Genomic DNA, 19256 nt, shown 5'->3' with positions numbered 1-19256 from the left:
GATTTTAAACCATCCTAATCTTTCTTCAGTCTTGTCTTATGGTACTTTGGCTGCTTAAAAACTGTCCGGAGTATTGATAAAGCGTTCTGTGTCACTGCGAACCTTTAACAAAAGGGCTAGCGTTTCACCGCTTTGCTGGTTTTCAAATTCCTGATAGGTAAGCCTTAGTGTTTGTCGTAACCCGTCGTTAAATATCTGCGTGCCAAATTTTTGCACTACCAGCCTGGTCATGTATTCTTGTATAGCTTTGGTGAGTCGTGATAATACTGCAACTGCGACTGCGATCGCTAATAGCACCAGCACCCCAGAGACTAGCTCTGCATCTGTTTTGGTTCCCCGTTGGGTGGCGTAATCGTCAATGATTTTCCCAAAAATAATCGGGTCTACCAGTGCTAGAACCTGGCTGATACCGGCTAGTAATAACGATAGAACGGCAAGCCATTGATAGGGCTTGAGGTAATTCCAGAGAATACGCATTGACTTATCTGAATTATGCTCCAGTAGGTTTTGATCAGCTTTTGTTTGAGTATAGAGTCTATTTGACATCATCTTTTACGGTCTTGTGCTAACGTCACCATAAAAGCACAAACCATCAGCCATGCCTTACTGTAGCAGCCTAACGGAGTCAGAATGGGAATTAATTGAACCCATACTACATTAGCTATTGCCTACGAAGAAGCAGACGCTTACCATCCAACTGGACAAAGAGAGAAATCTTGGATGGAATCTTTTATCAATTAAAGAATGGCTGCAATTGGCAAGACTTACCTGCGTGACTTGCCCCCGTACTCAACCTTATATAGGCATTACAAGCAGTGGCGGTCTCCGTGAGTGATAGAAGAGCTGATGAGAGTATTACATTCGCAAGTGCGTGAGCAGGTCAATCGATTTTAGATTTTAGATTTTAGATTTTAGATTGACCCCACGGATAAATGCGGGGGCTTGAGGATTTTCGATTTTCGATTTGGGATTGATTCCACGGATAAATCACGTGGCGGGTACCATCAAGAAATTCGTGGTCAAAAAAAAGCCAAATGGACGACTTTGATCATGATAAACTCACTCTTCAGTTAAAAATACTTGTAATGCCAATATTGAATCATTCATGTTTGTGTTTCTACAAATCTATAAATGGTATTAAAAGACACTTAGCGGTTGATAGGCTTGGGTTTCCCTTCTTTACCCACGGAACTAAAGCTAGCGTATGAGATGATGCTGGTTAGATGGAGATGTTGAGTAAAAACATCGATTATTTCAAGTCTAAACCTGTAAATATTCCCAAGATTACGATTTTACTTGATCACGGCTATCACCCTGAACATCTCACAGAAGAATTAAAAAAGATTTATCCACAAATCATGACGAAAATCAAGTTTGAACTCTCGAACAAACCATCAAAACCAGACAAAAAAGTACAAAGAAAATCCGGATTTGTACTGGTTAGAGCCAGGTGGGGAAGAGAACGGTCAAATGCTTGGGTGGAAAGATGCAAAATTTTAGTCAAGAACTTTGAGAGAACTTTGGATAATGCGACTGCCAAGCTCAACCTTTGTTTTATTCGACTGATGCTTAAAAGGCTTGCACCCTCTTCTTAGATGTCAAATGGGTTCTATATAATGTTTTCACTCAGCAAGTGAGTTTTTTAGGGTAAATTTTTCGCGGGAATTCCATCCGAAATGTCGAACCTTTTTGGGGTTGACTTTCGGCAGTAATTGTGCCGTGGATCATCTTTACTAAAGAGGCACAAATAGCTAGTCCTAAACCGGTGCCTGAATAGTGACGGGTTGTGGTTTGGTCGGCTTGGTGGAATTTGTCGAAAATGTGGGGAAGATCGGTTTCATAGATGCCGATTCCTGTATCCTGAACACTGATAATTAGCCGATCGCTATTTAATTCCCGCACCTCAATGCCAATGCTGCCCCCAGGCGTGAATTTAACCGCGTTGGAAACGAGATTGACCAAAACTTGCCGCAGGCGCAACTTGTCATTAACTATCAACTGATCCTGCAAGCACACGCTGACGGACATTACCACATTCTTTTCGGTGGCTTGATTTCTGAATTCCAGGGCGACATCCATTACTAAATGCGCTAAATCAAATTCTTCAATTTGTAATTCTAGGTGACCACTCTCGATTTTGGAGAGGTCGAGGATATCGTTAATCAGCACTAGCAGGTTTTTGCCGTTATGTAAAATGCGCCCCACCATCTCTTTTTGCTGGGTACTGAGCAGTTGTTTGTGCTGGCGCAGCAGCAATTGGGAAAAGCCGATAATCGAATTCATGGGAGTTCGCAATTCGTGGGACATGATGCCCAAAAATTGCGATTTTAACTTGGCTGCTTCTAGCAGTTGCAATTTTTGCTGTTGAAGGCGTCGGCCCTGATTTTCCAGTTCTTCCTGCTGGCGAATTAGCAGCTCGTTTTGCAAGTCTAAAAGCTGTTCCTGCTTTTTTAATTTTTCGATCGCCAGCGCGTTGTTAATTGCGATCGCAGCTTGTTTTCCCATCACCGCCAGCAGTTGCTGAGTATGCCGGTCAATCGCCGTGCTGTCTTTCCCGTTGCCGATGGCTAACACACCCAAACGCCCGCTTGGCCCCGAATCGATCGCCGCTGCACAAGCCGCCGCCGGCAGCAAGCCGTCGCTAGACTCCGACCGGCACAGTACAGACTCTCCCGTCGCAAATGCTTTCCACAGCAGCTTGTTTTGCACGTGCGGGGTTTTGCCCCCACCAAAGTTTTCCGTGCCCCCGACAGCGCTGAGTTTGAGGCCGCTGCAATCGGACTCCAGGAGAGCAACTAGGCAAAATTCCGCTCCTGCGATCGCCTCTACAGTCGCGTCCGCGATGGCTTGCAACAACTGACCCAAGTTACCCGCGCGCTGGCTCAACAGATTTGTAAACCGATCAATCGCGTGCAAATCCCGCCCCCCGTCCCTTAGCGTCCCGGCTTCGCACAACTTTTCTGCTTTGAAGTTGGCTTCCGAGCGCGCTTGAGGGGGCAAAAATTCTGATCCTGCTTGGGGATCCACTTGAGTTTGTTGCACCGCGTCCATATCTGTGTAGGTTCCCACCCATTCTAAAACTTCCTGACTCTCTGGATTAGCGGGCGTTGCTCTGGCCAGATTCCAGCGGTAAGTGCCCTGTCGCGTCCGCAGACGAAATATAATTTCGTAACTTGGCGGCGGGAACTCACCAATGCGCGACTTCGCCAACAGACGAGGACGGTCTTCTGGGTGGATCTGCGCCAGATAGCCGAAACCCAAAGCTGCTGCTGCTGGTACCCCCGTATATTCCTCCCAGCACTGACCTAAATAAGTCACCCAGCCATCGGCATATGCTTTCCAAATTATGTGAGGAGTTGCCTCCCACAGGCGATCGTCCTGAGTTTCGCGGTCGCAAACTTGCTGTTGGGGGGATGTTATTTCAGATACTTTGTGTAATATTTCCCCGTCGGAAAACTCTGAGGGAAAAGAGTTCTTGCCGTGATAGTGAGTCATAACAGGTTTTATAAATAACCATAGAACTTGAGCCCTAACACCGGCTAAAGACTCGTACTGCTAGCTTTATTTATTTTGACGGCCCAAGTGCCTCAAAATTTTTTATACTTTAAACTTATCCGGGTAGTGGTATCTTTACCTCTATCAAGGGGCGGACAATGAGATAATTCAGTTAAACTGTTGAAACATTGAGAGCTTACCTGTCCCGATGAAGGGTCGTGCAGGCATCGCCGCCAAAGAACTTAAAAATTAACTTGCTTTCTTGGCGGCTGCATGAGTATGCTTGAAAATGATGTGCGGCCTGTCAAACCATAAATCGGGACACATTCTCAAATTTACTCAGTTTGGCTGGGTCAGTTGACGATATTTTAAATGTTTAGCGGACTATTGGAAGAAAGATGAGTAAAATTCGCGTTGCTTTGATAGAAGACCATGACCTGACAAGAGTCGGCATCCGCACAGCTTTACAACAGCGTGACACTATAGAAGTTGTCGGCGATGCAGCTAACGCTACAGAGGGATTGAAACTGCTTCAGTCTTCAAAACCTGACGTGGCAATTGTAGACATTGGCTTGCCGGATTTTGATGGCATTGAACTTACACAAAAGTTCAAAAAATCGGTAGCGGAGTCCGATCCCGATACAAAAATTTTGATTCTGACTTTTCAGGACAATGAAGAAGAAGTTCTGGCAGCTTTTGCCGCCGGAGCTGACTCTTACTGCATGAAAGATATCAGCTTCGATCAGTTGTTGGATGTAGTAAAAGTAACTCACGAAGGTAACTCTTGGATCGATCCGGCGATCGCCCGCATCGTCCTGAAACAAGCTCGCACTCAGGAGTCCGCGCCGGAAGAACCGAAGGCTGAGGGCAAAAGAGTCACAATTAAGGCTGCCGAACCTGAGTTCAGTCACATCATTGAGACTTACCCTTTAACCGAGCGGGAATTAGAGGTTTTGGAACTGATCGTGCAGGGTTACAGCAATGCTGCAATCGCCGAAAAGCTGTACATTACTGTCGGTACAGTCAAGACTCACGTCCGCAATATTTTGAACAAGTTGTGCGCTGATGACCGCACTCAGGCAGCCGTTCTCGCCCTGCGTTCTGGCTTGGTTGGATGAAGCCTTATCATCTGGCAAAACCAAGTTAAAAGTAGGGTGCTGATGGCGCACCTTACCACCGAAAAAGTAGGTGCGCCATCAGCACCAATTGACTAATTGTTGGCGAAAAAATAGGGTGCGCCATCAGCACCAGCCGACGAATTGTTTATTGTTAGAATAATAGCATAGTTTCACTACACATCTATCCCAGTGCAGATATTAAAAAAAACATTTTAGAATTAAATCTACCTTAAGATAGATGCTTAAAAAATTTCATATTACTAATACTTATTGTTGAGCGATCGCAAGTTAGATAAATTTCGCTCGCACTGCCAATATTACGCGAGATCAATTCATAAAAAGCGCAGTAGAAGCAAGATTATCATACTTTTAGGAATAGTTAAGCCTTAAAGAAATTATACCCGCAGAATGATGCCTGAGTTCGCTTAAATTTGCGAAATTAAAAGTATCAACTGCTACTAAAATATTTTAGAAAGAGGTATTATGGCCGCTCCAATTGAATTTAAGTTATTTGCTCCCTACAATAAAGGAGCTGCTTTGATTGGCTCTTTTTCTAATTGGGAAGAGATTCCGATGGAAAAGGACGAAGAGGGTTATTTCCGCACCCGATTTGAGTTGGAGGATGGCGTTTATCAATACAAATTTCGCGTTCAGTCGAAAAGCTGGTTTCTGGAAGCAGATCAGTGGGTAGATGTGGTCGATCCCTACGCGACTGACATCGACGATCCTACTCAAAACGGCCTTGTTCGGATCAAAGACGGCGATCGCATTGTCGATACCTACGTCTGGAAACACGATGACAAACCGCTACCGGCCGATCGGGAATTAGTGATTTATGAAATGCACGTTGCTGACTTTTCCGGTGGCGAAGCAGACCCCCTCGCCCGCGGCAAGTACAAGCATGTCGTCGAAAAACTCGATTACCTAGTCGAACTCGGCATCAACGCGATCGAACTCATGCCCCTCAAAGAATACCCAGGCGACTACAGTTGGGGCTACAACCCCCGCTACTTCTTCGCTGCCGAGTCCAGCTACGGAACCACAGAAGAACTCAAAAACCTGATAGACGAGTGTCACGGCCGCGGCATTCGCGTCATCATCGACGGGATTTACAACCACTCGGAATCATCGGGCCCCCTGACTCAAATCGATCACGATTATTGGTATCACCACGAACCCCGCGATCCAGACAACAATTGGGGCCCGGAATTTAACTACGAATTTTACGACGAAAACTTAGGAACTTTCCCGGCGCGCAGATTTGCTGGCGATACAGTCCGCTATTGGGTTCAAGAATATCATCTCGACGGCATTCGTTTCGACGCGGCGCGACAAATTGCTAACTACGATTTCATGCACTGGATAGTTCAAGAAGCCAAAAATGTCGCCGGCCCCAAACCGTTTTATACCGTTGCCGAATACATTCCCGAAAATCCCAGCATCACCAATCTAGACGGGCCGATGGACGGCTGCTGGCACGACAGTTTCTATCACTCCATAATTCCACAACTCTGCGGGGACAATTTTGATTTAGAACGTCTCAAAGAAGTAATCGACTGCAAGCGGCAAGGTTTCTTGGGTTCTACGAATGTAGTCAATTATTTGAGTAATCACGACCACCATCGCGTTTTTGCCGAATTGGGCGATCGCGGAATTTTGGATGAAGCCGCCTTCAAGCGGGCGAAGTTGGGAACCGTGTTGTTAATGACAGCAGTTGGCGTGCCGCTGATTTGGATGGGCGAAGAATTTGGCGAATACAAAGGCAAAACAATTGAGCAAGCTAAAATTGACTGGACGCTGCTAGGAAATGACCTGAATAAAGGTTTGTGGGAATACTACAAAGGCTTAATTCACCTGCGTAAAAATAACCAAGCACTGTACACAGAAAACATCGAGTTTTTCCACGAAGACCCCGACTCAAAAGTTTTTGCTTATACTCGCTGGAACGATGAAGGTTCGAGAGTTGTAGTAGTGGCGAATATGTCGGAAAATTATCTAGCAGGTTACAGCGTGCCCCACTTCCCAGCAAACGGAACTTGGCACGAATGGACAGGGAATTATGATATTGAATCTGGCGATCATAATATTATGATTGACTTGCCGGAATACGAAGCGAAAGTGTTTGTTTGGCAGTAAGTTATCAGACCTCCAAAGCACTGATTCCCCATTCAAAAATATCAGGGCTGAAGTTCTTACTACCAACCAGAAAAAAATGTTGGTAGTAAGGACTTAAGTTTTTTCTTAATTCCCCCAAAGTCCGAGAACGGATTTCCTGACTACAAACTTATAAGGCAATACGCTTGGGTTAAAACTATTTATTCCTCGGAGATCCCCCTCGCATTCCCCTTAAGAAGGGGAGTAGGGGTTGACTTTGAGTAAGTTCTTTTCCCCCTCTTTTTAAGGGGGGCTAGGGGGATCGAGCTTAACTGAACCGTATTGACCTATAATGGTTATTTGACAGGCTCTGATCCCATTCACAACTCAAAACACAAACTCTTTTGTGTTCCACTTCCCGATTGTTAATTTAAACTCCTTATTTCCCCCGATTGATTTTCTAAGCACAATTGGGTTATAGCCGCCGCCGGTATTGGTTTGCTAAAGAAGTAACCCTGACCCATATCACACTGATGCGACTGCAAAAAGGCCAACTGTTCTGCTGTTTCCACTCCCTCAGCAATCACCTGTAAATTCAGACCTTGTCCCAAGGCGATCGCCAGTTTCACAATAGTAGCACCGCTGCTGCCGTTCACCAAATCAGCCACGAAAGATTTGTCTATTTTTAAATTATTGAGGGGAAAGTTTTTCAGAGACCACAGCGAAGAATAACCTGTGCCAAAATCGTCCAGAGAAATGTGAATTCCCATATCCTGCAACTGCTGCAATACCGACACCGTAAAGCTCACATCTGTCATGGCAATGCTCTCGGTAATTTCTATTTCTAAATACTCGGGATTTAACTTGGTTTCTGATAAAATTTCAGCGATGGTTTGTACCGTGTGAGGTTGCAGAAACTGGCGGGCTGATAAATTCACCGCTATCCGCATCGGCGGCAATCCCAGTAACTGCCACGCTCGATTTTGCAAGCAAGCAGTCCGCATCACCCATTCGTCAATTTGGCAGATTAATCCTGTTTCCTCAGCTAAGGGAATAAATCGATCGGGAGAAATCAAACCGCGTTCGGGATGCTGCCAGCGAATCAGAGCTTCCATGCCCACTATTTTGCCAGTATTTAAGTTTATTTGTGGTTGATAGTACAGCACAAACTCAGATTGTTTTAGAGCTTTGTAAAGATGATTTTCTAAGTTAAGATCCTCGGAGACTTTACTGCCGATCGCCTGCGTGTAAAACTGATAATTATTGCGACCTTTCTGTTTAGCTTTGTACATCGCAGCATCAGCATTTTTCAGTAAAGTTTCTGCATCTTCTCCGTCATAAGGAGCCAACGCAATTCCCAAGCTAGCCTTAATATAAAGTTCCAGACCATCAAAATCAAAAGGAGTGCTTAAACTCTGGATGATTAGCTGGCAAATCTTAGTTGCTTCCTCAGGGGTGTTGATATTGTACAGCAGCACAGTAAATTCATCCCCGCCCCAACGGGCCATCGAATCCCCCACGCGCAAACAGTTAGTCAAACGCCGAGATACACTTTGCAGCAATAAATCGCCCACTGGGTGACCGAGAGTATCGTTAACATTTTTAAATCTGTCCAAATCTAGAAAAATTACCGCCAGCATTTCTCCCTTTTGGTGAGCGCTAGCTAAAGCTAAAGACAGCCTTTCATTAAACAGTAATCTATTAGGTAAACCAGTTAATGGGTCGTGAGAAGCTTGATGTCGAATCATCGCCTCGACGCGCCTCTGCATTGCAGCCATGTACAGGTGAGTTCCTAAAGATTGTGCTAGCTTCTGTTCCTCGCTGGTCCACTTTTGAGCTTCGCCTGTTTTGATTTCTTTCCAAGCTGCAAAGGATTGTCGGGGACGATCGTTCCGGGCGTCCGAACTGCAACGGCCCGCCCACAAAATTTCGGTTTGTATAGGGCTGCGAAAAACGGTGAGACAGCCGATGCACTGTTGGCGGTATTGCAGCGGTACTGCCAAAAATGATCGAATGGAAGCTGCGACTAAATTGGCAGATACAGATTTAAGTTGAGGTTCTTTAGAAATATCGGAAATTGCGTACAAGTGCGGTACGAGAAAACTGGAAACATTGCTGTCAATTGAACTATAATGCTGGGAATATAGATTTTCAAAAATACCTAAGTGGCTGGGATGATTAGCAGTTTGTGATCGATCGCCTTGGTTGTCAAACCCCATGATCTGCTGCCAAAACGGGCTGAGTTCAAGGTCGATGTCCGTGGGCTGCTGGCCACAGGTATAAAGCAAAGCCGGCATATCGCCAAACTCGGCTGCAATGTAGAGTCGCCCTCCCGAACCATGCAAATGCTTGACTGTTTGTTCGAGAAGTGCTTTCCGAATTTCGTTGAGTTCCAGAGGAGAATGCAGCAAACTGGTAATTTGGTTGATAACGGCTTCGTCGCGCGCTTGCTGTCTAGCTTGACTGAGTAGAAAAGATTGGGCGATCGCAATTGAAAGTTGATCGACAAGCAACTGCACCATTTTCAATTCTCGATCGCTAAACCTTTTCGGTTGGCTGTGGTGAGACACCAACAGCCCCCAAAGGTGATTGTGATGCAAAATCGGCACCGTCAGAGAAGAACGTGCCCCCATAGCCTTCAGATATTCAGCGTGACAGGGGTCTACAGGACGATAGGTAATATCTTCAACTGCTAAAGTTTTGCCGGTTTCGGGACAATCTAACCGATTAATTGTTTGATGCTTCAATTCCACATCTACAATCACTCGCTGCCGCGCTTTGAGAAACATTTCCCGAGCACTATGGGGAATGTCGCCTGCTGGAAAGCGCAAGCCCAGCATAGAGGGCAAATTGTCGCCGTTGATGGACTCAGCAATGACCTCACCGCTACCGTCGGTCTCAAAGCGATAAACTTTTACTCGATCGCTCTCTAAAAAGCTGCGGATTTCTCGCGCAGTTGTCGTCAAAATCTCTTGAAGTTCTAAAGAGTTGCGAATGCGATTGGTAATTCGATTGAGTAAAATCTCTTGTTCTAAAGTCGATCGTGACATTTGTCTAACTTTTGTGCGGGCCATCCCTTTTGATCTCCCGAGCTGTTGACAGCATTTTTACGAGCCACAGTCTTCACTCGCCCTGTATTATACATTACAACACTTTCGCTCTGTCTAGGGTCTTGACCCAACTCTGGAGCGAGAAACTCGGTTTCTGGGGATATTTCGGCTTTTTCGACAAATTTCGGTAATAAACCGGGTTTTTCACCGCACTTACAAGGCAAGGAAAGAGCGCTCTGACAATTAGTGAGGACGAAAGTTCGATCGAGTTTGATCAGGACTCAAGTCCTCACTACAAAACCATTGCAGAGCTACAGGACAAAAGGTACAGAGAAACCGGGTTGACCAAGCACTATTGTACCCTCTGGAGGGAAAATACTGGTTCGTCAACCCGGTTGGTAAGTATTTATACTCGGAAATATGGCGTTAAGCCGACTCCCAAATTCCGCGAATTCTGTCCGGCAAAAAGCCAGCTATTTCCTGAATTCGCTCCTCGGACAGCTCATCCTTTGTTGCCGAAAATACAGCCGCGATCGCAGTTTCCGCTTTTACTCCTGAAGGAAGTGCGCCTTCTAGTTCCACCCTTCGTGCAAACAAATTGCCATCGATCCCCAAAGGTGCAGGCTCGCCGGTCAAAGGTTGACGCACCCGGCTGAGGAATCTCACCAGCGGATTGGTATCTTTCCAGAGGTCTGCTATTTCTTGTTGCAGGGTTTTGTCATCCGTAGGCAAAACTTCTTTGTGCAATTCAGATTCCACGTGATCGATTGCTTCTGTTGTCATCACATCGCGCATGATCCGGTACACTACTTCGGTAATGTCGCGCGCATCAAAAATATCCTCCAAGTGACCGTTTACCATCACTTTTTCCAAAAACGGCATATCCTTTGAAGCGATAGGAACTGCGGATCCTTCTTGGTGGAGCGAGGTCGGAGGATTCGTCTCCATTTTGTGTAACAGTTTGCGGCCTTTTTCTGTTAACTCAGCTTGTTGAAATGCCACTAAAGGCGGCAATAACTCAGCTCCTCCGTAAGGTTCTCCACTAAACTCCGCCTTGATAAATTCTCTTTGATTGAGGTAGTCCAGATGACCGAGCAATTCCGCTTCCGCCACCTGGTGACCGACATATTCTTCGGCTGCGTTCCTAATTTCCGACTCTCCCCTGCCGTTGCCGCTGCCAATCTTTTTGAGCAAAATGTAAGTCAGGTCGTCTCTGATTGGAATTGTCATTAAAACCTCCTAGGTTAATATCCGCTTAAACCCAAGTAAAAACTGATTTGCTTACTTGCTAAACTTGCGATAATTACTACTTAAAAACATTGAAGTCTAAACGCGAGTAACAAGTATCTCTCAGCAGGTGGAAGTTATTAAATTTAAGTTGCAGTTAGAATCTTCCTTTAGGTAGATCCATGTAGGGGAACCCACGTCTAATGTTGTTAGTATCATTAAAAGCTGTCGCCACTCTTCAATGCTATTAAGCGAAGATGCTTTATTAGTAAGATTTTCGGTATTTAGTGGGTGTTTTTACCAAAGCTGACGCACCAAGAGTGCCTAAGTTGGTAATTGGCGCTGGGACAGGTAGAATTAAGCAGTATGTGATGAGCTCAATCAACGGCGGTCGTTTTGCCTGCTGCTTGCAGCTATATTGTACAATCGGCTTATACCAGAAACTGGCCCTCGGAGAGCTACAAATACGAGCCAATCTGTTTCAAGTGCCGGAACGCCACTTGAGGAATGCCTCGGGGACAACTTTTTTGATCGCAATTAGAGCGGCATTTATGAACTACCCTCATTGGAACAATAAATTGGAATCCTCGTCTTTAAATCGCGGTCAACCCAGGGTTGACAAGCGTCCTTTAGTGTTGGCTGTAGACGACAATCAGGACAACTTAGAGCTGCTGACACAAATACTCGATTTATTCGGCTGCGAGTGCATGGGAGCCGTTGACGGGTACGCAGCTCTTTCAGCAGCAGTCGATCGAGTCCCCGACCTAATCGTACTCGACATTTGCCTGCCGGATATAGACGGTATGGAAGTAGTAAAACGCATTCAACAAAACCCCGCTATCAGACATATTCCGATTGTTGCTATCACAGCACTAGCAAAAGCAGAAGACCGCGATCGGATACTCCAAGCAGGCTGCGTGGAATACCTTTCCAAACCTTTTAATATCAAGGATTTAGAAATAATTATCGGCCCGCACCTCAAGTGTCAGGCGTTTTTAGTTTAGTTTTAGATTGATAAGGAGAATCGCGAATTTTAGGTGCAGACTCCAAAATGGCGATCGTTCCCGTGCGGCCAGTCTCCAAGGTCGCGTCGCGGAGCAAATCAGTGACTCCCACGCCCAAAACCTCTTTGATTAAATCTTTCAGTGACAGTTCCAGAACTGATTCTAATTGTGTCCGCACCTGCAAAGCCAAATCTTGCTGACCGTTCTGAGCCAGCAGTTTTTCGGGTTGAGTAAGCCCGTTTTCGATAACAATTATCAATTTGTTATCCAAAAGATTGCAGAGCGCCTGACTCGTTGGGTGTCCGAGTTGAGAGCGGTACAACGCTTGAATTCCCTGCGAAAGAGTCCGTTCTAATTTCCCACGAGTAGGTTCTAAGATTTCCCCTGTCATATTTTTTATTGAAACCATGATAGATAAAAAAGACTGTTAGCAGTTAACAGTGAGCAGTTAAGTTAACTATTAACTGCTCACTGCTAACTGTTAAAATAACCGTCGTGTTAGCCGACAGTAACTTCATTAGTTTCCACCCCAGTGGCACCCTTAACACCTTTAGCAATTGTCACCAACTTGTTGACAATTTCCTGACTGGGAACTGTACCTTTGAGAACCACCGTAGTGCCAAGTTGAGCCACATAAACAGTCTCAATATCCGCAACATCTGGATTTGCATCGAAAGCCTGAGCCACCCGTTTAGCTAAGCCGCTTTGATCGTATTCTCCATTCAAGCCCATGCGTTCCGGCGGGATTGTCTGAGCGCTCGCAGCAGGTTGAGCTTGAGCTTGAGCTTGAGCTACAGGTGCTTGGTAAGCAGGAGCGTCAACAGTTTCTTGATTTTCAAGTTTTTCTAAACCAAACAATCTTTTTAGCCAGCCCATAGAGTTTGTCCTCCGACAAAGTTTGTGTTAATTGACGTGTTAATTCACGGTTGGCAAGTCGCCCTGTAATTGTTATTCTCAATACCAGGAATTACGATCGCACTCTTGGATGCAGAAACCGAGTTTTTTTACAAAAAAGTATCGTTACAGCCATCCACCTAGGTATAAAAACCCGGTTTGTTGAGTTTGGTGCGCCCATCCTAAATACAATTTACTGTTGTACAACTACGCCGATCATCTGCCTGGAGACATAATTCTCCCGCTCTCAAACAAATACTTGCGCTGACCATTCCGGCAAATCAAACTCAAACCCTTCTTCCCCAACTTCTACTATTTTGTTATACATCCACTCGGGCCAAGTTCCCGCAGCCGGAAACTTAGGAAGGCTGTTACCAGATAGATAAGTATCCGAAAAATTAGCGACAACTACTGCTCGCGTTCCCTCATCGCTCCAACGGTAGTAAGCCAGCATTTTGGCTTCTGAATTTTCGTGGATGAATTCAATATTTTCGGTATAAACTGTCGGCAAATGTTCCCGCCGAATCGCGTTTTTGTAGTATTCCAACAACTCATGATTTGGCTGATTTTTCAACAAAGACCATTGCAATTTAATCGGCTGGTTCGGAGTTTGCCGAGTAGATTGTCCAAACTCTTCGCCCATCCACAGCATCGGTATTCCTACTGCTGTGACTAACAAAACCGCTCCCAATTTAGCGCGTTTAAAAGCCGCTTCTTGATCGATATCCCGAAAGCTGCCTTCGGCCAGCAAGTGCTCAAGGTCGTGACTGGCTAAAGAATTGATCACATTAGTTGTGGTTTAATAGCCTTGTTGTTTGGCATCCAGAACTTGCTTGAGCTTTTCGATATCGAAAGTCTTCGCCCCCAGATTTTCTATGGCAAAAATGCGAAAAATTTCGTGCCAGCACCAGTCCATCGGCCCGTCCGCAGTGACGAGTTCGGGAAGTTCGGGAAAGTGTTCTGCTATGTTATAAAATGGCTTGTTGCTGGCGTTTTTTTTCGCTTCGCGAGTTATCCAGTGTAGGAAATCTCGATTGTCCAACTGCCGCCCAGCATCGTAGTGAATCCCGTCGATATGATATTCTTGAATTCAATTGCAGCGGTCATGAATACCTTGTTTGCAGAACTTATATAGCAATCCTTGCAGGAGTCGTAAATTTTTTACCCCACCCCAACCCTGCCCGCGGGTTCGGGGAGGGAGTAAGAAATTCACAAATGATTTAGGATTGCTATAACTGTAATTAGTATTCATTTTTACCATTTTGCAAATCTGTCGCCATCGTTCTTAAGAGTTAAACCTTTACCTCTTATGTTGTCAGGTACTTGGGGGCGCACCCGGAGGATTTAGTAGTGCGAAACCTACCGATTGAGTAAGGTGCGCGCCTAAGCAACCGGAAACCTCATTTAAATCAAAAATGTAGTTAAAGTAACTAAAAATTATTCAGCGCTGTTTATGAAAAATAGTCGGGACTGTTTTTAGTTCATAGTCTGAAAGCCAGGATTTTCCGTTGGTAGCGAACTTGCCTTGGAGCCTTGAACCCTTATTCTACCGTTGGCTATCAAAAACTGTGCGAAGTATTGTATGAAAAGTAATTTAACTTTTGATAAGTAGATAAATCGTGGTGAATATTTAAGATTTGTAACTAAAGAAACATTTTTTAGCGGACAGGAATAATACCGTAGAAAGATGTCATTTTATGCGGAAACAGCGAGGATCAGCTTGTAATTGTAAGGCAAGGGAAACCAGAAACATGAATCCTTTATTCAACTGGGTTTTCCTGCGACTTTAAGCCAAGTTTGAGCCGAGAATAGCAATGATTATTTTTGCTTATGTCTGGGCAGCACTTGTTTTATAGTTGTTGACCGGTAAACTTTGTAGAACCAAAATCAGCTTTAACGACTGCTGCTACCTCAGTAATTGGTAATTGGTGAAAATCTCATTCGTCCCTGTTACCCGTTAGATATTCCGAGCAGTGGCTCTAAAGCTCTAAAAGTTTAATGTGGGATGTTGGCGAATTACCGTTACTGTAAAACTCTGGAGTGTTAAAAATGCTAAAACAAATGTGTTGGTTGCCCAGACTCGGAGGCAAGGGAGAAAAGATATTGCACTTACGCACCGATGCCCGTCAGGGATGGCGGCCTTATACAGCTTTTCCGCAGTTCGCTGTACCCGACTACCGGGAACCGGGCGGTTCTAAGGGATGGGCAACTTATCAGAAGCTGAGAGTTCAAGGGTGGAATTTAATATCGACTGCCGAAGGGCAGCAGTCGATTTTTGGCGAACAGAAAAGTGCTTAAAAAATCAGAAACCGCAACAATAAAAGAAGAGGATTTTACCTCTTCTTTTATTGCTGCAGGACACAGAAACTGGGTTTTTAACCATCCTACTTGGTTGCAGCGGTAAGGTGGGCACTGTACACCCTACATACTTTCTTTTGAGATGTTTGCCAGTTGCAAGTAAATTAGGCGAGCTGCCTTTGTCTCTCTGCTGTTGTTGCTGCGCTATCAAACACCGGCTGGCGAGTTTTCAAGTTAAACCGATATCCGTGGGGGAGGATGTGCAACTTGGCCCCGCAAATCGCCAAACCCTCATCCTTCAAGCGTCCCTCAATATTGTCGTGGAGTTTTTCCGACTCGTCGATGACAGTTACAGCGCTTTCGCCAATGACTTCCAACTCGTCACCGTGGACTAAAATAGCTGTATTTTCGTCAATACCAAATCCCAACACAGCCGGTTGCAGCAAAAGTGCCGTAACTAAGCGTCCCAGACGACCTCGTTGGGCGAAATGCTGGTCGATGACAACATCGGGAAGGAAACCCATTCCCGGGCCCATTGCTACCACATCAACGCGGGGATTTGTCTCGGAGTCTCCTTCAATAATCATCATGTCTGGCATCATCGCCGCGCCGGCACTGGTGCCGCCAATGATTATCCCTTCAGAAAACCGTTTGTGCATAGCTGCGTCGAGTTTTGTGTCTTTCAAGCAGCTAATAATCCGCGCTTGATCTCCGCCGGTAAAGAATATGCCAGTGGCTTGTTCGATCGCTTCTAAATAATCTGGATTGTTGGCATCTTCCGGTCTCTGGGTGTCAATAACTTGCACATCTTGAGCGCCGAGTCGCTCAAACACTCGGATGTAATTATCTCCTACTTCTCCCGGCAAGCTTGTTGCAGCAGTCATGACAACAATGTGCGCTTTAGTGCCTCCGGCGCACCGCAAGAATTCCCGCAGAATTTTGCAGTCCCCCTCTTTGTCTTCCGCGCCACCAATAATTAGCAACTTTCCCTGAGTTTCCTGGCTCGCCATATTATCTCCACTTTTAATTTATTAAATTTCACTAAAACACAAAATTCCTTTGTCCGAAAACTGCCAAAAGGTATATATAGATACACAAAACTCTCATACTTCTACCACTCCAGGACGCACACAGCTCAAGCATTCGGGTAGATGTTTACTCTTGCCATGGCTGTAACAATGTTTTTGTTAAACAGTCCTGGAGACACTAGATTAAAGAAACCGGTAATAGGAAGGAAAATTCTGCGTGTGAACGGAAAAATTTAACTGAGAAACCCCGGTTTCTGAGAGAGCTTTTGTGTCCGGGACGGGTAAAAAAAACCGGTTTCTGCGTCTAGAACTATCTATTTAACTCATCCTCGATGAGCGACACAACAAACTTGCCCCCCCTAACAGCGAGATAGGAGGGGTTAAGAAATGAGCTTAAATTACAGGGCTGACGCGCGCGCGGTGATCAATCCGGTTTCTGACCCGATCCTTTGCTAATCCTCCTCTTATTGCTCGTAGAAATCGGATTGATGAGCATCAGTCCTAGATTAGTCCGATCGCCATTTAGTGCGATCGCTCGATCAAATTGCTCAATATGGTACTCGCCCGTTCTAAAGGTAGGTGTCTGGGTTTGCCGTTCCAGACAATCTGATATTCGTTGCTGTTTTGACCATCGCCGTAGCCAGAAATTAGCTTCCGGTGAAAAGCTTCCTCAGCTAAGTGATGAACTTGGTCCCTGAGAGCAGTTTGTGCGATCTTCATAATTTGCTGCCTCTTAAATTTTCTTTCACTGTCATAAACAATTATAAGTGCACAATGTACCTCTCAAAAGTTAGAACTTTTTTTTGGATGGCAGGAAGTCGTCATTAGTTATAAGTGCTTAGTTATGAATGCTTAGTCATGAATGCTTAGTCATGAATGCTTAGTCAGATGTTGAAGGAAGAAGGAATATTTTCCCACTCTCCCCCTCTCCCATCTCCCCTACTTTCCCACTCCCCCACTCCCCCACTCCCCCCACTCTCGCAATGCTGAGGCAGAATTGGTCGGAGTATTTGTCTCAACTGAGCAGTGCAATAATATCTATGCCCCCAGGTAGTATCCCCTGCACCGACTATAAAGTTAACGTAAAAAATTAGCTCAAAGGAGGTTAGAAAATGCTGCAAGAAAAAAGCACAGAAACAGCACGCATCAATGCTCGGAAAACCGATATTTTTGATGTTTTCAATTTCAAACACTATATCGGGCCCAACCCTTATTTAGACACAGCCGCTTTAGTTTTCGATTTAGCGGTGACGGGCGCGAGCGAACCTTTGCCGATCGCCCATTACCAGAAAATTATTGGCGATCGGTACCCGCAACTGCTGCACGAAACTTTCTCGAACCACGCCCAACTGTTCGGCCGTACCACCTCAGAAGTAGCAAAACTTGACATGGGTTTGCACTTCCAACACTGGAACGTCAAGCCGTTTTCTCACTTTAACAGAATCAGCATAGAAGCACTTCACGCCCGCAGCGCCCGAGCTGTAGTTTACGCTGTTTGGGATTGGTTTGAAGCCATCAATCAAAATCAAGATTTTCCCTTGGAAGCACAAATGGGCGCGCTGCAAAGTATGTTCCGGCAGTCAGTTTACGGAGGCCCGACAGTTTATTCGTTAATGCGATCGGCATCCCAAAAAGGCATTCCCGTATTTTATCTGTGGGATGAAGGATTGATGCAATACGGGTACGGCAAAAAACTGGTTCGCGGCTCTGCAACTACTTTTGATTCAGACAGCCACTTAGACTCCGATTTTACCACGCGCAAAGACGATTGTAAAGCTTTTCTCGCTACATTAGGCTTTCCTGTTCCCAAAGGCGATATCGTCTCCACAGAAAACGGAGCTGTGGCAGTTGCTAAAGAAATTGGCTACCCAGTTGCTATCAAACCAGTAGTCGGTCATAAAGGAATTGGCGTCACAGCAGATGTCCGAGATGCTGAGGAATTGCAGGCGGCTTTTAAAAGAGCAGTTAAGGCAATTCCTGAAACAGAATCGGTGCGAGTAATTGTAGAAAATAGCATCAAAGGATCGGATTTTAGGCTGCTATGCGTTGACGGCAAATTTGTTTCGGCAACTGAACGCCGACCCGCTTGGGTAACAGGTGATGGCAACTCAACAATTCGCGAATTGATCCGCCGTGAAAACCGCAAATCCGAACGTTTGGATACGCCAACTTCGGCCCTGAGCAAAATTCAGTCCGACGAAGCTATGGAAATGTATCTGGCCGAACAAGGGCTGTCATTGGATAGTGTGCTAGAGGGCGATCGCACAGTGGCTCTGCGTAAAGTCGCCAATCTTTCCGCAGGCGGCGTCAGCATCGACGCTACCCGCACTATTCACCCGGATAACATTGTTTTGGCTCAAGATATCGCCCTACATTTTCGGTTAACTTGTTTGGGGGTTGATGTGGTAACAGAAACTCTCGCCAAATCTTGGAAAACAGGCAATTTTGGGATTCTCGAAATCAATGCGGCGCCGGGAATTTTTATGCACCTAAACCCGGCTGTCGGCGAAGGGGTTGATGTGCCTTCGCATATTATCGAAACTTTCTTTGACTCGGGAAAATCAGCCAGAATTCCGATTATTACTTTCAACAGAATTTCGGTGCATGAACTGCAAGAAATAATCGATCACATTCTGTTGCAGCATCCTGATTGGACGATCGGTGCTGTTTGTCGCGGTGGACTTTTTGTTAACCGTTCTGAAAAAGTTTTGAATAAGAATTACCATCTTAACGTGCAAAGTTTGCTGCGGAATCCCAAGCTCGATTTGTTAATTGCTGAATATCCCGAAAATATTTTGGAAGCTGAGGGAATGTTTTATCGGGGCAGCAATATGGTGGTGCTGGACAATCCGGGGGAAACGGAGATGATGTTGGCCAGAGAAAGCACTGATGATGACACTGTTGTGGTGAGGGAAGGAAGTAGTATTTCTATTCGTCGCCAGGGGTTGATCGAACAGTATACTCTGGGGGATGATGAACCGTTTACACGGGTTTATTTGAAAGAAATAGGGACTGTTTTGTAAGCTGTTCCAAATTTAAGTTGGCTTT

The 19256-nt window shown here is 45.4% G+C and carries 17 protein-coding genes; 7 read left to right on the top strand and 10 right to left on the bottom strand.

The window, feature by feature from the left end; genetic code table 11:
• Nucleotides 1-54: 54 nt before the first annotated feature.
• Complete coding sequence (locus QUA70_RS14915) at nucleotides 55-549, bottom strand: ABC transporter transmembrane domain-containing protein (protein ID WP_333410482.1); 495 nt, start codon at nucleotides 547-549, stop codon at nucleotides 55-57.
• 92 nt (nucleotides 550-641) lie between these two features.
• Between QUA70_RS14915 and QUA70_RS28610 the strand changes: the two genes are divergently transcribed.
• Nucleotides 642-776: a transposase gene (locus QUA70_RS28610; RefSeq protein WP_445251642.1), complete on the top strand. Its 135-nt coding sequence runs from the start codon at nucleotides 642-644 to the stop codon at nucleotides 774-776.
• Between the two features lie 447 nt (nucleotides 777-1223).
• The gene (locus QUA70_RS14910) at nucleotides 1224-1595 is read left to right on the top strand and encodes a hypothetical protein (RefSeq protein ID WP_333410480.1); all 372 of its coding nucleotides are present in this window, start codon (nucleotides 1224-1226) and stop codon (nucleotides 1593-1595) included.
• Nucleotides 1596-1626: 31 nt separating this feature from the next.
• On the opposite strand, the gene QUA70_RS14905 is transcribed toward QUA70_RS14910, so the two are convergent.
• The gene (locus QUA70_RS14905; protein ID WP_333348034.1) at nucleotides 1627-3495 is read right to left on the bottom strand and encodes a PAS domain-containing sensor histidine kinase; all 1869 of its coding nucleotides are present in this window, start codon (nucleotides 3493-3495) and stop codon (nucleotides 1627-1629) included.
• A 398-nt stretch (nucleotides 3496-3893) separates the two neighbouring features.
• On the opposite strand from QUA70_RS14905, the gene QUA70_RS14900 reads away from it, so the two are divergent.
• A complete protein-coding gene (locus QUA70_RS14900) occupies nucleotides 3894-4613 on the top strand; it encodes a response regulator (RefSeq protein ID WP_006632725.1) in 720 nt (239 codons plus the stop codon).
• Nucleotides 4614-5096: 483 nt separating this feature from the next.
• Complete coding sequence (locus QUA70_RS14895; protein WP_333326213.1) at nucleotides 5097-6749, top strand: alpha-amylase family glycosyl hydrolase; 1653 nt, start codon at nucleotides 5097-5099, stop codon at nucleotides 6747-6749.
• A gap of 383 nt (nucleotides 6750-7132) precedes the next feature.
• Here the strand turns inward: QUA70_RS14895 and QUA70_RS14890 are convergent, their stop codons facing one another.
• Nucleotides 7133-9781 (bottom strand): EAL domain-containing protein, encoded by a 2649-nt coding sequence (locus QUA70_RS14890; protein WP_445251643.1) that lies wholly within the window; start codon nucleotides 9779-9781, stop codon nucleotides 7133-7135.
• A gap of 402 nt (nucleotides 9782-10183) precedes the next feature.
• Nucleotides 10184-10987 (bottom strand): DUF2267 domain-containing protein, encoded by an 804-nt coding sequence (locus QUA70_RS14885; RefSeq protein WP_333326217.1) that lies wholly within the window; start codon nucleotides 10985-10987, stop codon nucleotides 10184-10186.
• A gap of 284 nt (nucleotides 10988-11271) precedes the next feature.
• Between QUA70_RS14885 and QUA70_RS14880 the strand changes: the two genes are divergently transcribed.
• The gene (locus tag QUA70_RS14880) at nucleotides 11272-11988 is read left to right on the top strand and encodes a response regulator (RefSeq protein ID WP_333410478.1); all 717 of its coding nucleotides are present in this window, start codon (nucleotides 11272-11274) and stop codon (nucleotides 11986-11988) included.
• On the opposite strand, the gene QUA70_RS14875 is transcribed toward QUA70_RS14880, so the two are convergent.
• The 4 genes from QUA70_RS14875 to QUA70_RS14860 form a co-directional block, all read right to left on the bottom strand.
• Entirely contained in the window at nucleotides 11963-12397 is a 435-nt protein-coding gene (locus tag QUA70_RS14875) for a DUF2294 domain-containing protein (RefSeq protein ID WP_333326221.1), read from the bottom strand. The two genes, QUA70_RS14880 and QUA70_RS14875, sit on opposite strands and share 26 nt — an antisense overlap.
• An 89-nt stretch (nucleotides 12398-12486) precedes the next feature.
• Nucleotides 12487-12864 carry a BON domain-containing protein gene (locus tag QUA70_RS14870; protein WP_333160649.1) on the bottom strand — a complete coding sequence of 126 codons (378 nt, stop codon included), beginning with the start codon at nucleotides 12862-12864 and terminating at the stop codon, nucleotides 12487-12489.
• Between the two features lie 265 nt (nucleotides 12865-13129).
• Entirely contained in the window at nucleotides 13130-13669 is a 540-nt protein-coding gene (locus QUA70_RS14865; RefSeq protein WP_333348042.1) for an alpha amylase C-terminal domain-containing protein, read from the bottom strand.
• 12 nt (nucleotides 13670-13681) lie between these two features.
• Nucleotides 13682-13924, bottom strand: a complete 243-nt coding sequence (locus tag QUA70_RS14860; RefSeq protein WP_333348044.1) for a hypothetical protein — start codon at nucleotides 13922-13924, stop codon at nucleotides 13682-13684.
• 1007 nt (nucleotides 13925-14931) lie between these two features.
• Here QUA70_RS14860 and QUA70_RS14855 point away from each other — a divergent pair.
• Entirely contained in the window at nucleotides 14932-15180 is a 249-nt protein-coding gene (locus tag QUA70_RS14855) for a hypothetical protein (protein WP_333326227.1), read from the top strand.
• A 164-nt stretch (nucleotides 15181-15344) separates the two neighbouring features.
• Here the strand turns inward: QUA70_RS14855 and QUA70_RS14850 are convergent, their stop codons facing one another.
• Together QUA70_RS14850 and QUA70_RS14845 are read right to left on the bottom strand one after the other, a co-directional pair.
• Nucleotides 15345-16190, bottom strand: a complete 846-nt coding sequence (locus QUA70_RS14850) for a cyanophycinase (RefSeq protein WP_333326229.1) — start codon at nucleotides 16188-16190, stop codon at nucleotides 15345-15347.
• 540 nt (nucleotides 16191-16730) lie between these two features.
• The gene (locus QUA70_RS14845) at nucleotides 16731-16928 is read right to left on the bottom strand and encodes a hypothetical protein (RefSeq protein WP_333326231.1); all 198 of its coding nucleotides are present in this window, start codon (nucleotides 16926-16928) and stop codon (nucleotides 16731-16733) included.
• A gap of 392 nt (nucleotides 16929-17320) precedes the next feature.
• Here QUA70_RS14845 and QUA70_RS14840 point away from each other — a divergent pair, with 392 nt between their 5' ends.
• Nucleotides 17321-19231, top strand: coding sequence for an ATP-binding protein (locus QUA70_RS14840; protein ID WP_333348047.1), 1911 nt, complete (start codon nucleotides 17321-17323; stop codon nucleotides 19229-19231).
• The last annotated feature ends 25 nt before the right edge of the window (nucleotides 19232-19256 follow it).

The organism is Microcoleus sp. LAD1_D5 (assembly GCF_036702115.1).
Taxonomy (GTDB): Bacteria; Cyanobacteriota; Cyanobacteriia; order Cyanobacteriales; family Microcoleaceae; genus Microcoleus.
The sequence above is the reverse complement of the archived record's forward strand: the minus strand, read 5'-3'. Positions and strand labels throughout refer to the sequence as shown.

What these genes read in the sequence shown, in the direction of transcription:
- QUA70_RS14890 (WP_445251643.1), bottom strand. Translation starts at nt 9,781, where the DNA reads ATGGCCCGCACAAAAGTTAGACAAATGTCACGATCGACTTTAGAACAA.
- QUA70_RS14905 (WP_333348034.1), bottom strand. Translation starts at nt 3,495, where the DNA reads ATGACTCACTATCACGGCAAGAACTCTTTTCCCTCAGAGTTTTCCGAC.
- QUA70_RS14915 (WP_333410482.1), bottom strand. Translation starts at nt 549, where the DNA reads ATGATGTCAAATAGACTCTATACTCAAACAAAAGCTGATCAAAACCTA.
- QUA70_RS14840 (WP_333348047.1), top strand. Translation starts at nt 17,321, where the DNA reads ATGCTGCAAGAAAAAAGCACAGAAACAGCACGCATCAATGCTCGGAAA.
- QUA70_RS14900 (WP_006632725.1), top strand. Translation starts at nt 3,894, where the DNA reads ATGAGTAAAATTCGCGTTGCTTTGATAGAAGACCATGACCTGACAAGA.
- QUA70_RS14850 (WP_333326229.1), bottom strand. Translation starts at nt 16,190, where the DNA reads ATGGCGAGCCAGGAAACTCAGGGAAAGTTGCTAATTATTGGTGGCGCG.
- QUA70_RS14855 (WP_333326227.1), top strand. Translation starts at nt 14,932, where the DNA reads ATGCTAAAACAAATGTGTTGGTTGCCCAGACTCGGAGGCAAGGGAGAA.
- QUA70_RS14875 (WP_333326221.1), bottom strand. Translation starts at nt 12,397, where the DNA reads ATGGTTTCAATAAAAAATATGACAGGGGAAATCTTAGAACCTACTCGT.
- QUA70_RS14885 (WP_333326217.1), bottom strand. Translation starts at nt 10,987, where the DNA reads ATGACAATTCCAATCAGAGACGACCTGACTTACATTTTGCTCAAAAAG.
- QUA70_RS14870 (WP_333160649.1), bottom strand. Translation starts at nt 12,864, where the DNA reads ATGGGCTGGCTAAAAAGATTGTTTGGTTTAGAAAAACTTGAAAATCAA.
- QUA70_RS14895 (WP_333326213.1), top strand. Translation starts at nt 5,097, where the DNA reads ATGGCCGCTCCAATTGAATTTAAGTTATTTGCTCCCTACAATAAAGGA.
- QUA70_RS14845 (WP_333326231.1), bottom strand. Translation starts at nt 16,928, where the DNA reads ATGAAGATCGCACAAACTGCTCTCAGGGACCAAGTTCATCACTTAGCT.
- QUA70_RS14910 (WP_333410480.1), top strand. Translation starts at nt 1,224, where the DNA reads ATGGAGATGTTGAGTAAAAACATCGATTATTTCAAGTCTAAACCTGTA.